This is a genomic window from Rahnella sp. 1L-D-7-B-C2, assembly GCF_057290995.1.
On sequence record NZ_JBXAVQ010000002.1, the window covers coordinates 498,361 to 513,412 of the forward strand.

Below are 15,052 nucleotides of genomic sequence, written 5' to 3' on the forward strand. Positions count from 1 at the left end.
AGACAGCCTTAAGCGTTTCCCTTTCTGCTCATTGGCGCAGGTTAAACCCTGCGCGTAAATGAAATCCCTCTATCATTCCTTGATGATACCTTTGGCTTTAATCAATGTTCGAACTCACTTTTTGTGCCTCTGACCATAAACGCCGTTTATAATTGGTTTAGGTTTTGTTTAGGTTTGCGGTGATGACGTTGATGTGAGGTTGATTAAAATGTTTCTGAATCATTTACAATTACATTCAGAAAATTTCTGTTGTCTGCCGCGCCATAAGGATAAGGAATTACCATGCGAATTTTAGTCATTGAAGATAACGCTCTGCTGCGCCATCACCTCTCCGTTCAGATGAGAGAAATGGGCCATCAGGTGGATGCTGCTGAAGATGCCAAAGAAGCCGATTATTTTTTGCATGAGCACGCTCCGGATATCGCGATTGTCGATCTCGGCTTACCGGGTGAAGACGGCCTGAGTCTGATCCGTCGCTGGCGCAGTCATCAGGCTAATCTGCCGATTCTGGTTCTGACCGCCCGCGAAAGCTGGCAGGATAAAGTTGCCGTGCTTGAAGCCGGTGCCGATGATTACGTGACCAAACCTTTCCATTTGGAAGAAGTGCTGGCGCGCATGCAGGCACTGATGCGTCGTAACAGCGGTCTGGCATCGCAGGTCATTACCCTGCCTCCGTTCCAGATCGATTTATCCCGCCGTGAACTGACCGTTAACGAAAATCCGATCAAACTGACCGCATTTGAATACACCATCATCGAGACACTGATCCGCAACGCCGGAAAAGTGGTCAGTAAAGATTCGCTGATGCTTCAGCTTTATCCTGACGCCGAATTGCGCGAAAGCCATACCGTGGATGTGCTGATGGGGCGTCTGCGCAAGAAGCTGCAGGCAGAGCACCCGGAAGATGTCATCACCACGGTGCGCGGACAGGGATATCGTTTCGACATTCGTGCACAATGACACGCTTTACCCTCGCCTGAAGCCTCAACATCAAAGGACGCGCCATGAAAGGACGCACTAAAAAACCCTTCTCACTTCGCGTCCGCTTTATGATGGCGACCGCCGCCGTTGTTCTCGCGTTGTCGCTGGCCTACGGGCTGGTGGCGGTGGTCGGCTACATGGTGAGTTTCGATAAAACCGCCTATCGCCTGTTACGCGGCGAAAGCAATCTGTTCTTCAGCCTCGCGCAATGGCGTGACGGTAAGCTTTCCATTAACGTTCCGCCGGATCTCGACCTCAATACACCCACGCTGGTGTTTATCTACGATGCCGACGGCAAATTGTTGTGGGCTGAACGTAGGATCCCCGAGCTGGAAGCGCATATCAACAAGGCGTGGATGAATAAACCGGGCTTCTATGAGCTGGATACCGACACCCAGATCAGCAGCGAAGTATTGGGCAATAATCCCCAGGCGCAGGACAAGCTGAAAGATTACGACGACAGCGATGCAAACGCCATGACGCACTCCATCGCGGTGAATACCTACAACGCCACGGCGCGATTACCTGCGCTGAACATTGTGGTGGTCGATACAATTCCGCAGGAATTACAGCGTTCCGACCTGGTGTGGGAATGGTTCAGTTACGTGCTGCTCGCTAACCTGTTACTGGTCGTGCCGCTGCTGTGGCTGGCGGCTTACTGGAGCCTGCGCCCTATCAAACAATTGATTCATCAGGTCGCTGAGCTTGAAAGCCACGAACGCGAATCGCTGGATGAAAACCCGCCCCGAGAGCTGCGCGGTCTGGTACGCAATCTGAATATTTTGCTGCAAGGCGAGCGTGGACGTTATGACCGCTATCGCACCACCTTGGCAGACCTGACCCATAGCCTGAAAACGCCGTTGGCGGTGTTACAGTCTACGCTGCGCGCCCTGCGTAACAGTAAGCAGATGACCATCGAAGAAGCAGAACCGGTAATGCTCGAGCAGATCAGTCGTATTTCTCAGCAGATCGGTTATTACCTCCATCGTGCCACACTGCGTTCCGAACAAAATTTACTGATCCGCGAAGTCCATTCTGTCCCCGCCATTCTCGACGGATTATGTTCAGCTCTCAACAAGGTTTATCAGCGCAAAGGCGTGGTGATCACCGTGGATATTTCGCCCGAGCTGACATTTGTCGGAGAGAAAAATGACTTCATGGAAGTAATGGGTAACGTTATCGATAACGCCTGCAAATACTGCCTGGAGTTCGTCGAAATCAGCGCAGTACATACCGAAAATCAGCTGGTGATACTGATTGAAGATGACGGCCCCGGCATTCCTGAAAGCAAACGTGAAGTGATTTTCCAGCGCGGTCAGCGTGCCGATACGTTGCGTCCGGGACAGGGTCTGGGACTTTCTCTGGCCAATGACATCATTGAGCAGTACGACGGTAAAATTATCATCGGTGACAGCCCGCTTGGCGGCGCCAGCATGCGCGTATGCTTTGGTTTGCAGCAGGGAATCGAACTCGAATAACGGCTCAGCGGTGTAAACTCCGGCAAGTTTCGGTGCTTTCTTCACCGGCATTTGAAATTTGCTGGCAATTGCCCAACGCAGCCGCAACACCTTCCGTTATAATCCTTTACAGACCCACCTTCTTTTGGAAAAAAAATGGATTACAAACTAGACCTGGACTGGAACGAGTTCCTGCAGCGTTACTGGCAAAAGCGTCCTGTCGTATTAAAGCGCGGCTTCAAAAATTTCGTCGATCCAATTTCTCCGGATGAGCTTGCCGGTCTGGCAATGGAAAGTGAAGTCGACAGCCGTCTGGTCAGCAATCAGGACGGGCGCTGGAACGTCAGCCACGGTCCGTTTGAAAGCTACGATCATCTGGGGGAGAACGGCTGGTCGGTGCTGGTTCAGGCGGTCGATCACTGGCACGAACCCTCCTCGCATCTGATGACCCCTTTCCGCCATATTCCTGACTGGCGCATGGATGACCTGATGATTTCCTTCTCAGTGCCCGGCGGTGGTGTTGGCCCGCACCTGGATCAGTACGACGTATTTATCATTCAGGGCACCGGGCGCCGTCGCTGGCGCGTGGGCGAGAAAATCGCCATGAAGCAACATTGCCCGCACCCGGATTTGCTTCAGGTGGAGCCGTTCGAAGCGATTATCGACGAAGAGCTTGAACCGGGCGATATCGTCTACATTCCACCAGGCTTCCCGCACGACGGTTACTCGCTGGAGAACTCGCTGAACTATTCAGTCGGTTTCCGCGCACCGAACACTCGGGAAATGATCAGCGGCTTTGCAGACTACGTTCTTTCCCGTGAACTGGGCAGCCACCGTTATACCGATCCGGAACTGGTGGAACGTGAACATCCGGCTGAAGTGCAGCCTGCCGAACTGGATAAACTGCGTGGCATGATGCTTGATCTTATCGGCAATCCGGCGCACTTCAACAGCTGGTTTGGCGAATTCATTTCCCAGTCGCGTCATGAACTGGATCTGGCACCGCCGGAGCCACCGTATCAGGCAGGTGAAATCTATGAGCTGATGGAGTCCGGCGAAACGCTGGAACGCGTTGGCGGTTTACGCGTATTGCGCGTGGGTGATGTTTGCTACGTCAACGGTGAAACGATGACCTCAGAACAGACCGCCGCGGTGGATGCTATGGCCCGCCATAAAACGGTCACCCGTGAAATGCTCGGCGATGCGCTGGACGATCCGTCATTCCTCGCCCTGCTCTCTGCGCTGGTGAACAGCGGTTACTGGTATTTCAACGACTAACAATTTTACTATTAAAGGCACGTCTGTGCCTTTAATTTTCAACTCTCCGGTTACAACCCCCCTTCTCTTATATTTCATCTCCTCTAACTTTCAAAATAAATATTTTAATCCCAAATTGATTAGATAAATTAATATATAAATGATTAGAAACATTAATATTTTTCATGCAAATTTATAAATAATTATGTATAAAAAAACGACATTAGACGCCTGAAATAATTTCACCTACTCTTACGCCACTTTTTTAGTAAGAGAGATAAAAATGAAATTCGGTAACATATTTTCACGCAGTCATAACACTCCACCATCAAACCCACAACCTCCATACATTCCAGATGACTATACATCTGAGTATAGGTTTGATTTTGATATTTCACCTGGTATGAAAGCCAGATTAATGAGTGCTATTAATAATCAGATCTCTAAACATGTTTTACAGTTCAGTCGTTCAGTGATGAGTCCAAGTATGTTTGCCGACTTGCCACGTTTGAATTACTACATAAACGGCAATCTAATAACTGCTCGCGGATCTGCAGAACAATCTGTAATAAATTATTCCAATCAGATCATGGAACCTCAAAACCACTGGATACAAGAAAATATTGGTACACTTTCTTCGTTTTTACATCAGGGTATATTTGCCGACTTCTTTATTGTTGCCGACCCTTGGATAACTCTCACAGGGCAACGATGGCCAATAAGACTGGTGTCATTAGATAGTCGTACTAGTGAAGTTGATTTTCATATTTCTAGTGCAGGCATTATTAAAGTAATATGTCAGTCCAAGGTACGAAATGTCGTGCTACATGGAGAAAAGTACGTTATAGCTGATTCCGAGAAAAGTAATTTTTCTTTACAACTTTCTTTTCGTGCCTTTAATTTGGGAGGTGTATGTAAGGTAGGCTCGCTGGGACATGGTGTCGATCATTGTAGACTTCATGTATGTGGTGAAGGTTTAATGTAGTCGGTCATAAATACTAAATAATATGACTGGTCAAGAAGCATTCTACACTTATGCATATGTCTTATTTATAAGATAATACTCAGTTATCCGAAGATCACGGATAACTGCAGTAATTAACGCAACCGAAGCGCTATCTTGAATGGATTTAAATTTCTCTTTTTTGATGAGAGTCTTATTTTCACCGCCATATTATTATCACGCAGAGTATTACACACGACCGCGATACGTTTTGGCGTGGGAATATAAAAATCGCCATCCATCAATCCGAATAATCTATGTCTCAGCGGTGAATTAACTAAACCCGCTTTCAACACCCTGCCCACGATATTTGCACAGTTCTTAGATAATGTTCGAAATGAGGGTATCTCTTTAGAATGACGGATGTCATACCACGCTTGTATCATCGATAATTCATTCAGAGATTTAATACCATAAATTACATCTGGCTCACTTCCCTCTTTCTCGCAGTCGCTTTCATAACCTTCAGAGATTTCAGCCGGGTAACGCCTGAATAAAATTTTGTTATCTTCAAACTGAGGCCACCAATTCACATAAGCACCTTCACGAACAATCTTACCGATGAACATTGATGCATGCCCCACATTCTCCGCGGTTGGATACCAGATAAATACCCAGGCGTTGATTCTCACATTAAAATCGTCCACAGTCGTCATGCGCTTTACAAACTCTCTGAGTCCGTCTATTTTTTCCAGGTTTGACAAAATATTCACTCCATGATTTTTGGTATAAAAATTATTACACTTCTGGAGGAATAAATATAATGTCATAAATCCATATGGCACTTGAAATATATTCATGAGAATAATAATTGAACATTCATAAAATAAATGAGGTTGTCAGGTGGTAGAACCCCTGATAACCGTCTTCAGGCTCAGGCGTCTCGTCGGCCGGCAATTCGCTATGGAGAAGAAAAAATACAGCTCTGGGATTGTGTTGTGACAAATCCCTTAAGACTTATAATATCCTTGAAAATAAAATCTCCTTTTAATCTCAAGAAAAATTAAGTTATTTAATATAATTAATTTAAATAATAAATATAAAAAACCTGGTGACTAAAATATAAAATATTAAAACCCTCATTCATTTATTATAATTCTTATTTCATCATATCATTAATAGTTATTTTTATCTGATATATAAAAAACCAGATAATATATTGAATATTATGTGGTTTTTTTGAGGGTATTAAATGTGTTTTATTTACAGCTTTTTAGCCGTCAGCTCTGCTATGCGCATAATCACAGAAACTGCTTTCTCCATCCCTTCGAGCGTCACAAATTCGTGTTTGCCGTGGAAGTTATAGCCGCCGGTGAAAATGTTTGGACAAGGCAAGCCGCGGAATGAAAGCTGCGCCCCGTCGGTGCCGCCGCGAATAGGCTTCATAACAGGCTCGATATCGCAGTCTTTCATCGCCTGCTGCGCCAGCGCGATAATGTGCGGGTGCTGAGCCACTTTGTCACGCATGTTGTAATAATGATCGTCCAGCGTCACTTCGATATAGCAGTCACGATGCAGACCTTTACCGACCAGATGTGCGATATCAATAATCTTTTGCTTGCGGGCTTCGAACTGCACTTTCTCGAAATCACGAATAATGTAATGCATCTCCGCTCGCTCGACGTTGCCTTTGATGGTTGTCAGGTGGTAGAACCCCTGATAACCGTCTGTATGCTCGGGCGTCTCGTCAGCGGGTAATTCGCTATGGAAACGGGTCGCAAGTGACAATGCGTTGACCATCACCCCTTTCGCACTGCCAGGATGCACGTTGTTACCGACGATTTTAATGGTCGCTGACGCCGCATTGAAGTTCTCAAACTCAAGCTCTCCTACGCCCCCGCCGTCCACGGTGTACGCCCATTCAGCGCCAAAAGCGGGAATATCAAAACTCTGCGCACCTTTACCGATTTCTTCATCCGGCGTAAACGCGATGCGGATCGAACCGTGCGGCACATTGCTGTCTTTCAGCCGCACCATAGCGGTGATGATCTCTGCGATACCCGACTTGTCGTCCGAACCGAGCAACGTTTTACCGTCGGTGGTGATCAGTGTCTGACCAAGCAACTGATGCAGAACCGGGAACATCACCGGCGAGAGCACTTCGTCACCGTTGCCCAGCGCAATATCGCCGCCACGGTAGTTCTCAACAATCTGCGGATTGACATGTTTTGCAGTGAAATCAGGGGCAGTATCAAGGTGAGAAATAAAGCCGATGACCGGCACTTTCCAGGCAACGTTGCCTGGTAACGTCGCCATTACGCAGCCTTTGTCACTGAGAGTTACCTGTGAAAAACCCAGCTCAATCAGTTCGTTACGCAGTGCCTGCGCCAGCCTGAGCTGTCCGTCAGTGCTGGGCGTATGTTTAACATTGGGCTTAGATTGGGTATCGAAAGAAACGTAGTGAAGAAAACGGTCAAGCAACTTATCCATTTGGGTATCCTCTGGCGGCTGGGTTTTATTATGCGCAGCATGAATACCGTGAATATTGCGTCAGGTCATTTTTCACCAAGTTTACGCAAAGAACTCTTAGGATCGGGCGCAATTTTTGGGATGTATGGCTAAAAAAGCCCGGTTACGACCAGGCTTCGTCTTTTTTAGTCAGGAACTTATGCACAAACTCAGGGACGACTTCGCTTGCCAGCCCGTAGTGTTTCATATCGAACTCACTTTCCACCTGGCTTGGCTCGAGGTTCAGCTCAACCGCACAGGCTCCGCCGATGCGCGCCTCGTGAACAAATCCGGCAGCCGGATAAACATGCCCGGACGTGCCAATCGCCACGAAGAAATCTGCTTTTGCCAGCGCATCGTAGATGTTATCCATACCCAGCGGCATTTCGCCAAACCAGACAATGTGCGGGCGCAGCGGTGCCGGGAACTGGCAGCAGTGACAACGATCGTCAACGCTCAGATCGCCCGGCCAGTCGAGAATCTGCCCGGACTGGGTGCAGCGTACTTTCAGCAATTCGCCGTGCATATGCAGCACACGCGAACTGCCCGCGCGTTCATGCAAATTGTCGATATTCTGCGTGACCAGCAGGAAGTTATCTCCGAGTGCCTCCTCCAGCGTCGCCAGCGCGTAATGCGCTGCATTCGGTTTGAGATCGTCCTGTTGCAGCTGGCGGCGTCGTTCGTTGTAAAAACGCTGCACCAGCTCGGGATCGCGGCGATACCCTTCCGGGGTCGCCACATCTTCCACGCGGTGCTCTTCCCACAGGCCATCGGCGGCCCGGAAAGTACGGATACCTGATTCTGCGGAAATCCCCGCGCCGGTCAGTACCACCACAAACGGTTTCTTCAAGGACGCGGCGGCCATAGAATCACGGTGGAAAATGTTCGACCGGAACCGCTGGTGGCGAATACGTTTATTTTTGCGAAACCGACACAGACGATGACGTGTGCGCATGACGTGCTCCTTACTCTCTGTGTCTGAATATAAATACTGTTGTTGAAGATTTGATTACTGACCGCCACTGAGAACCCGGGCCGGATCGATGCGGCTTGCACGACGCGCCGGATACCAGCTTGCCAGCAAGCTCAGCACCAGTGCGGTGAATAATACGCCCGCAACGTCAATCCAGTGAACTTCAGATGGCAGGAAGTCGATGAAATAAATGTCACCCGACAGGAACTGATGCCCGGTCAGCTTCTGCAATCCGTTAATGATGTTGGTCAGCTGGAAAGCAGCAATTACACCGATGACCACTCCGGTTACGCTGCCGGCCAGCCCCGCCAGTAAACCGTACCAGATGAAGACCGCGCGGATAAGCCCGTCTTTCGCGCCCAGTGTGCGCAGAATCGCAATATCGCTGCTTTTATCTTTCACGGCCATGACCAGCGTCGACACGATGTTGAAACAGGCGACGCCGATCACCAGCACCATCGCCATATACATAATCGCGCGTACCATCTGAATATCGCGGTACATATAGCCGTAAGTGCCAATCCAGCTGCTGATATAGACATACGCCTGCGTCACTTCACCGGCATCGTGCACCAGTTTCTGCGCGGCAAACACATCGTTCACTTTGATGTCGATACCGGTGACGCTCTTACCCATATCCTGATACTGCTGCGCATCCGCCAGCGGTACCATGCCAAGACTGTGATCAAGCTGACCGCTGAGCTGTAAAATACCGGTAACCTGCAAACGGATCCGCTTCGGCTGTAGCAATTTCATTTCCGGGTCGCTGTTGGGGATCATCACCGTCACCCAGTCGCCCTGCTTCACACCAACGGCGTCCGCTACGCCTTTGCCGAGGATCAACTGTTGCTCACCGGCCTTAAAATTCTGCCATGCGTTATTCTGCACAAACTTCGGTGCGGCGCTGACGCGGGGCTCGCTCTGCGGATCCACACCTTTAAGCTGGATGGCACGCAGTTTCGCGCCGTGCTCAATCAGGCCGTTGAATTGGATGTAAGGCGCAGCGGCCACAATACCTGGCACTTTTTCGACGCGATCCAACACACCCTGCCAGTCGTTGAACGGCTGATTTACCGGGCGAATTTCACCGTGAGGCACCACCGCCAGCACGCGGTCTTTCAGTTCTCGCTCGAAGCCGTTCATGGCGCTCAGGCCGACGATCAGTACCGCCACGCCGAGCGCAATGCCCAGCGTTGAGATCACCGAAATCAGTGACACCATGCCGCTGCGACGGCGGCCACGGCTGAACCGCAGGCCGATCAATAAAGAGAAAGGAATGCCTGACATTACTTCGCTCCCAGCAACATCGAGTCCGGCTGCAATCTGCCGTCACGCATTTCCAGCTGACGGGTCAGGCGGCTTGCCAGTTTGAGGTCATGTGTCACCACCAGAAATGCCGTGCCCTGACGCACATTCAGTTCGCCGAGCAATTCAAAAATGCTGTCGGCATTACGCTGATCCAGGTTACCGGTTGGTTCATCCGCCAGTACCAGCGAAGGATTATTGACCAGTGCGCGCGCAATCGCCACACGCTGGCGCTCACCACCCGAAAGCTCGGAAGGACGGTGATTACTGCGGTGTTGCAGACCTACCGCTTCGAGCATCGCCAGCGCGCGCTCCTGTACTTCGGCAGATTTCTTTTTACCGATCAGCAGTGGCATCGCGACGTTTTCCAGCGCGGTAAAATCAGGCAGCAGGTGGTGGAACTGATAGATGAAGCCCAGCTCACGGTTGCGCAGTTCTGATTTCGCAGAAGAAGACATCGCGTTCAGCGACTGACCTTTAAAAATAACTTCGCCAGAGGTCGGAGAATCCAGACCTCCCAGCAAATGCAGCAACGTACTTTTACCGGAACCTGACGTTCCGACGATCGCCATCATCTCACCCGGCTGCATGTCGAAAGTCACATCCCGCAACACGTCGGTGTGCATCTTCCCTTCCTGATAAGTCTTACAGAGGTTGTCACACTGCAATAATAACGAATTACTCATAACGTAAAGCCTCTGCGGGGTGGGTGGCAGCAGCGCGCCAGGAAGGATACAGTGTTGATAATAAGGCAATGACCATCGCGACCAGCGCGATAACCACTACCTGAACCGGTTCAATATCGACCGGCAGCGACGCGCCATCAAGCATCAGCCCGATAGCCGGCATAATAGTATTGAGTTGAGTGGCGAGCACTACGCCGAATACGGCACCGAGTAACGCGCCGATGACGCCTGCGCTCGCACCCTGCACCATAAACACCGCCATAATCTGACGGCGGCTAAGTCCCTGGGTTTGCAGGATGGCGACTTCGCCCTGTTTCTCCATCACCAGCAGACCCAGCGACGTAATAATGTTAAACGCGGCTACTGCGACAATCAGACTCAGCAGCAGCCCCATCATATTTTTCTCCATACGCACCGCCTGGAACAGCTCGCCGCGACGCTCGCGCCAGTCTTTCCAGCTGGTACCTTCCGGCAGCTTTTGCGCGCTCAGGCTGTCGACGTCCAGCGGTTGGTCGAGGAACAGACGCCAGCCGGTCACGTTGCCTTTCGGATAGAGCATCAGACGTGACGCATCCTGAATATTCACCAGCATCTGGTAACCATCGACTTCGCTGTTGGCTGAAAAAGTGCCGATCACGTTAAACAGACGCTGGCTCGGTACACGTCCTACAGGCGTGAACTGGCTGACGCTGGTGACCATCAGACGCAGCTGATCGCCACGGCGCACCTTCAGCTGTTGTGCCAGCTGATCGCCAAGAATGACGTTATATTTGCCCGGTTGCAGTTCTTGTTGGGCCACGCCAATCATGTATTTCGCCAGTGGATCGTGGTCTGCGGGATCAACGCCAAGCATCACACCTACCGCCACGCTGCCAGGGCTTTGCAGTACCACGTCACCGGTGGTCACCGGCACGGCGCGGTTCACGCTTTTCAGCGCGGTGATTTGCTCGTGAGTAATTTTTTGAGGGTCCAGCGATCCGGCCGGTGTGGTGATTAACGCCTGAGGCATCAGACCCAGAATGTTACCTTCCAGATCCTTCTCAAAACCGTTCATGACCGACAGCACAGTAACCAGCGCCATCACCCCGAGGGTGATACCAATGGTGGATAACCAGGAGACAAACCGCCCAAAGCGGTCCGAACCACGCCCGCGCATGTAGCGCAGGCCTATGAATAACGCGACAGGTTGATACATGACTTCCGTTTTAAGTGCTTGGCCGCAAATAAGTGCATGGCGCAGACTAAAGTGATCAAGGATAATAAAGGCTAGCACCGCTTTATGGAACCATTAACCCAAAGTAATCGGTTTAACCCCGGGGCTCTTTTGTCCTTTTTTATTGCAAAGCCGGGTTGACCCCGATTGTCTGCGCATCGCAAGATACGGTCTGCTAATTGGCCACCTGCTGCCGCCAAACGAGAACGCAAAACAGCCTATGTCTCAAGATTATCGTTATTCATTGCCTGAACGCCCCGGCGACACCCGTCTTTTAGGGCAGCTTACCGGCTCCGCCTGTGCACTCGAATGTGCACAAATCAGTGAGCGTCACGCAGGCCCCGTCATGCTGATAGCACCGGATATGCAAAACGCCCTGCGTTTACGCGATGAAATTCAGCAATTTACCGATCACAAAGTGCTGAGCATTTCGGACTGGGAAACACTGCCATACGACAGTTTTTCGCCGCATCAGGAAATCATTTCTTCCCGTCTCTCCAGCCTTTATCAACTTCCCACCCTGGAACGCGGCATCATTATTCTGCCGGTGAATACGTTGATGCAACGTGTCTGCCCGCACGAGTTTTTGCACGGCCACGCGCTGGTGATGAAAAAAGGCCAGCAACTGTCACGCGACAAACTGCGTGCTCAGTTGGAGCAAGCCGGTTACCGCAGCGTCGATCAGGTTATGGAACACGGCGAGTTTGCCACCCGTGGCGCCCTGCTCGACCTGTATCCGATGGGCAGTGATGAGCCTTTCCGTATAGATTTCTTCGACGATGAAATCGACAGCCTGCGCACCTTTGATGTCGATACGCAGCGTACACTGAGCGAAGTCGATCACATCAATTTGCTGCCCGCACACGAATTCCCGACCGACAAAAATGCCATCGAACTTTTCCGCAGCCAGTGGCGTGAGAAGTTTGAAGTTCGCCGCGACGCTGAACACGTATATCAGCAGGTGAGTAAAGGGACGTTCCCGGCCGGGATCGAATACTGGCAGCCACTGTTTTTCAGTCAGCCGCTGACCACGCTGTTCAGCTATCTGCCGGAAAATACGCTGGTGCTCAACACCGGCGATCTGGAAACCGCCGCCGAGCGTTTCTGGCAGGATGCCACTCAGCGCTACGAAAGCCGCCGCGTGGATCCGATGCGTCCGCTGCTCGAGCCGGAAAATCTGTGGCTGCGGGTCGATACGCTGTTCGCTGAGCTAAAAGCCTGGCCACGCGTTCAGCTGCGCACCGACTCGCTGCCGAAGAAAGCTGCAAACACCAATCTCAGCTACGAAACTTTGCCGGATCTCTCCGTGCAGCCGCAAAACAAAGCGCCAATGGATAACCTGCGCCGCTTTAACGAATCCTTTGCCGGCAGTCTGGTGTTCTCGGTAGAAAGTGAAGGCCGTCGCGAAACGTTGCAGGATTTATTGGCGCGCATCAAGCTGATGCCGACGCTCATCACCCGCATCGAAGAGGCAGAATTTGCCGGACGTTACATCATGATCGGCGCCTGTGAGCGCGGATTCCTTGATGCCGATAAACAGCTGGCTCTGATTTGCGAAAGCGATCTGCTGGGTGAGCGAGTGGCGCGTCGCCGTCAGGACAGTCGCCGCACCATCAATACCGACACGCTGATCCGTAACCTCGCTGAGCTGCGCCCCGGCCAGCCGGTGGTTCACGTCGAACACGGTGTTGGCCGTTATCTGGGGCTGACCACGCTCGAAACCGGGAGTATTAAAGCCGAGTACCTGATCCTCACCTACGCCGGTGAAGACAAACTTTATGTGCCGGTATCATCACTGCATCTTATCAGCCGCTACGCCGGCGGTGCCGATGACAGCGCACCGCTGCACAAACTCGGCGGTGAGGCGTGGTCGAAAGCCCGTCAGAAAGCCGCCGAGAAAGTCCGCGACGTGGCTGCCGAGCTGCTGGATATTTATGCCCAGCGCGAAGCCAAAACCGGTTTTGCGTTTAAGCATGACAAAGAGCAATACCAGCTGTTCTGTCAGGCTTTCCCGTTTGAAACCACGCCGGATCAGGCGCAGGCCATCAATGCGGTGCTGACTGACATGACCCAGCCGCTGGCGATGGACCGGCTGGTCTGTGGGGACGTTGGCTTTGGTAAAACCGAAGTGGCGATGCGCGCTGCATTTCTCGCCGTCGCCAACAACAAACAGGTGGCGGTTCTGGTGCCAACAACTTTGCTGGCACAGCAGCATTTCGACAACTTCCGCGACCGCTTTGCCAGCTGGCCGGTGCGCATCGAAATGATGTCGCGTTTTCGCAGCGCGAAAGAGCAACAGGCGGTCATCGAGGAAGCGGTCGAGGGTAAAGTCGATATTATTATCGGCACACATAAACTGCTGCAAAGTGACCTGCGCTGGAAAGATCTCGGCCTGCTGATAGTCGATGAAGAACACCGTTTCGGTGTGCGTCATAAAGAGCGTATTAAAGCGATGCGCGCTGACGTGGATATTCTGACGCTGACCGCCACGCCGATCCCGCGTACGCTGAATATGGCGATGAGCGGCATGCGCGATCTGTCAATTATCGCCACGCCGCCCGCACGCCGCATGGCGGTCAAAACCTTTGTCCGCGAGTACGACAGCCTGGTGGTACGCGAAGCAATCCTGCGTGAAATTCTGCGCGGCGGGCAGGTTTATTACTTATTCAACGATGTCGAAAACATCGAGAAAGCCACGCAGCGCCTGGCAGAACTGGTGCCGGAAGCGCGTATTGCCATCGGCCACGGGCAGATGCGCGAACGCGATCTCGAACGGGTGATGAATGATTTCCACCACCAGCGCTTCAACGTGCTGGTGTGTACCACGATCATTGAAACCGGGATCGACATTCCGACGGCCAACACCATTATCATTGAGCGCGCCGATCACTTTGGTCTGGCGCAGTTGCACCAGTTGCGCGGCCGCGTCGGGCGTTCGCATCATCAGGCCTATGCTTATCTGCTTACGCCACCGCCGAAAGCCATGTCCGTCGATGCGCATAAACGCCTCGAAGCTATCGCTTCGCTCGAAGATCTGGGGGCTGGATTTGCGCTGGCAACACACGACCTTGAAATTCGTGGCGCAGGCGAGCTGCTGGGCGAAGGCCAGAGCGGACAAATGACCAGCATTGGCTTCACGCTGTATATGGAACTTCTGGAAAATGCCGTCGAAGCGCTGAAAGAAGGTCGTGAACCGTCGCTGGAGGATCTGACCACCAGTCAGACCGAAGTCGAAATGCGTATGCCCGCCCTGCTGCCGGAAGAATTCATTCCTGACGTCAACACGCGCCTGTCGCTGTATAAACGCATCGCCAGTGCGAAAAGCGAAAATGAGCTGGACGAGCTGCGCGTGGAGCTGATCGACCGTTTCGGATCGTTACCGGACGGTGCGCGCAATCTGATTCAGATAGCCGTGCTGCGACTCAAGGCGAAAGAACTGGGCATCAAACGCATTGAAGGTAATGAGCGCGGCGGCTTTATCGAGTTCGGTGATAAAAACCGCGTTGATCCGGGTCATCTGATTGGTTTGCTGCAAAAACAGCCGCAGGTTTACCGCCTCGACGGCCCAACCAAGCTGAAGTTTATGCTGGACCTGACCGATCGGCCAAAACGCCTGAAGTTTGTCAGCGACATGCTGGCAGATTTTGCTGGGCATTTGATCTGAGGTTGTAAGCGCTAAAAAAACAAAAAACCCGGTGAATACATCCTTCACCGGGTTTTTTTACGTCA

General features: G+C 51.6%; 11 protein-coding genes. 5 read left to right on the plus strand and 6 right to left on the minus strand.

The window, feature by feature from the left end:
* Positions 1-282 precede the first annotated feature (282 nt).
* The 4 genes from phoP to AC0Z7K_RS06045 all read left to right on the plus strand — a co-directional run bounded on the left by phoP (position 283) and on the right by AC0Z7K_RS06045 (position 4,680).
* Positions 283-960 (plus strand): two-component system response regulator PhoP, encoded by a 678-nt coding sequence (gene phoP, locus AC0Z7K_RS06030; RefSeq protein WP_485613340.1) that lies wholly within the window; start codon positions 283-285, stop codon positions 958-960.
* Positions 961-1,004: 44 nt separating this feature from the next.
* Entirely contained in the window at positions 1,005-2,459 is a 1,455-nt protein-coding gene (gene phoQ, locus AC0Z7K_RS06035) for a two-component system sensor histidine kinase PhoQ (RefSeq protein WP_413529503.1), read from the plus strand.
* A gap of 135 nt (positions 2,460-2,594) precedes the next feature.
* Entirely contained in the window at positions 2,595-3,716 is a 1,122-nt protein-coding gene (locus AC0Z7K_RS06040) for a ribosomal protein uL16 3-hydroxylase (protein ID WP_485613342.1), read from the plus strand.
* A gap of 262 nt (positions 3,717-3,978) precedes the next feature.
* Entirely contained in the window at positions 3,979-4,680 is a 702-nt protein-coding gene (locus AC0Z7K_RS06045) for a hypothetical protein (RefSeq protein ID WP_485613343.1), read from the plus strand.
* Between the two features lie 113 nt (positions 4,681-4,793).
* Here AC0Z7K_RS06045 and AC0Z7K_RS06050 read toward each other — a convergent pair whose 3' ends face one another.
* The 6 genes from AC0Z7K_RS06050 to lolC form a co-directional block, all read right to left on the minus strand.
* Positions 4,794-5,402, minus strand: a complete 609-nt coding sequence (locus AC0Z7K_RS06050) for a hypothetical protein (protein ID WP_485613344.1) — start codon at positions 5,400-5,402, stop codon at positions 4,794-4,796.
* 499 nt (positions 5,403-5,901) lie between these two features.
* Positions 5,902-7,128 (minus strand): peptidase T, encoded by a 1,227-nt coding sequence (gene pepT / locus AC0Z7K_RS06055; protein WP_485613346.1) that lies wholly within the window; start codon positions 7,126-7,128, stop codon positions 5,902-5,904.
* 142 nt (positions 7,129-7,270) lie between these two features.
* Positions 7,271-8,101, minus strand: a complete 831-nt coding sequence (gene cobB / locus AC0Z7K_RS06060) for a Sir2 family NAD+-dependent deacetylase (RefSeq protein ID WP_056778819.1) — start codon at positions 8,099-8,101, stop codon at positions 7,271-7,273.
* A gap of 54 nt (positions 8,102-8,155) precedes the next feature.
* Positions 8,156-9,406: a lipoprotein-releasing ABC transporter permease subunit LolE gene (gene lolE / locus AC0Z7K_RS06065; RefSeq protein ID WP_485613348.1), complete on the minus strand. Its 1,251-nt coding sequence runs from the start codon at positions 9,404-9,406 to the stop codon at positions 8,156-8,158.
* A complete protein-coding gene (gene lolD, locus AC0Z7K_RS06070; RefSeq protein WP_112167366.1) occupies positions 9,406-10,110 on the minus strand; it encodes a lipoprotein-releasing ABC transporter ATP-binding protein LolD in 705 nt (234 codons plus the stop codon). Before lolD ends, lolE begins: the two co-directional genes overlap by 1 nt.
* The gene (gene lolC / locus AC0Z7K_RS06075; protein WP_485613350.1) at positions 10,103-11,305 is read right to left on the minus strand and encodes a lipoprotein-releasing ABC transporter permease subunit LolC; all 1,203 of its coding nucleotides are present in this window, start codon (positions 11,303-11,305) and stop codon (positions 10,103-10,105) included. Before lolC ends, lolD begins: the two co-directional genes overlap by 8 nt.
* A gap of 238 nt (positions 11,306-11,543) precedes the next feature.
* Between lolC and mfd the strand changes: the two genes are divergently transcribed.
* Positions 11,544-14,987: a transcription-repair coupling factor gene (gene mfd / locus AC0Z7K_RS06080; RefSeq protein ID WP_485613351.1), complete on the plus strand. Its 3,444-nt coding sequence runs from the start codon at positions 11,544-11,546 to the stop codon at positions 14,985-14,987.
* Positions 14,988-15,052 lie beyond the last annotated feature (65 nt).

Excerpts from the sequence above, each read along its gene's own strand:
- mfd (WP_485613351.1), top strand. The coding sequence starts at position 11,544 with ATGTCTCAAGATTATCGTTATTCATTGCCTGAACGCCCCGGCGACACC.
- AC0Z7K_RS06040 (WP_485613342.1), top strand. The coding sequence starts at position 2,595 with ATGGATTACAAACTAGACCTGGACTGGAACGAGTTCCTGCAGCGTTAC.
- lolC (WP_485613350.1), bottom strand. The coding sequence starts at position 11,305 with ATGTATCAACCTGTCGCGTTATTCATAGGCCTGCGCTACATGCGCGGG.
- lolD (WP_112167366.1), bottom strand. The coding sequence starts at position 10,110 with ATGAGTAATTCGTTATTATTGCAGTGTGACAACCTCTGTAAGACTTAT.
- cobB (WP_056778819.1), bottom strand. The coding sequence starts at position 8,101 with ATGCGCACACGTCATCGTCTGTGTCGGTTTCGCAAAAATAAACGTATT.
- AC0Z7K_RS06045 (WP_485613343.1), top strand. The coding sequence starts at position 3,979 with ATGAAATTCGGTAACATATTTTCACGCAGTCATAACACTCCACCATCA.
- phoP (WP_485613340.1), top strand. The coding sequence starts at position 283 with ATGCGAATTTTAGTCATTGAAGATAACGCTCTGCTGCGCCATCACCTC.
- pepT (WP_485613346.1), bottom strand. The coding sequence starts at position 7,128 with ATGGATAAGTTGCTTGACCGTTTTCTTCACTACGTTTCTTTCGATACC.
- lolE (WP_485613348.1), bottom strand. The coding sequence starts at position 9,406 with ATGTCAGGCATTCCTTTCTCTTTATTGATCGGCCTGCGGTTCAGCCGT.
- phoQ (WP_413529503.1), top strand. The coding sequence starts at position 1,005 with ATGAAAGGACGCACTAAAAAACCCTTCTCACTTCGCGTCCGCTTTATG.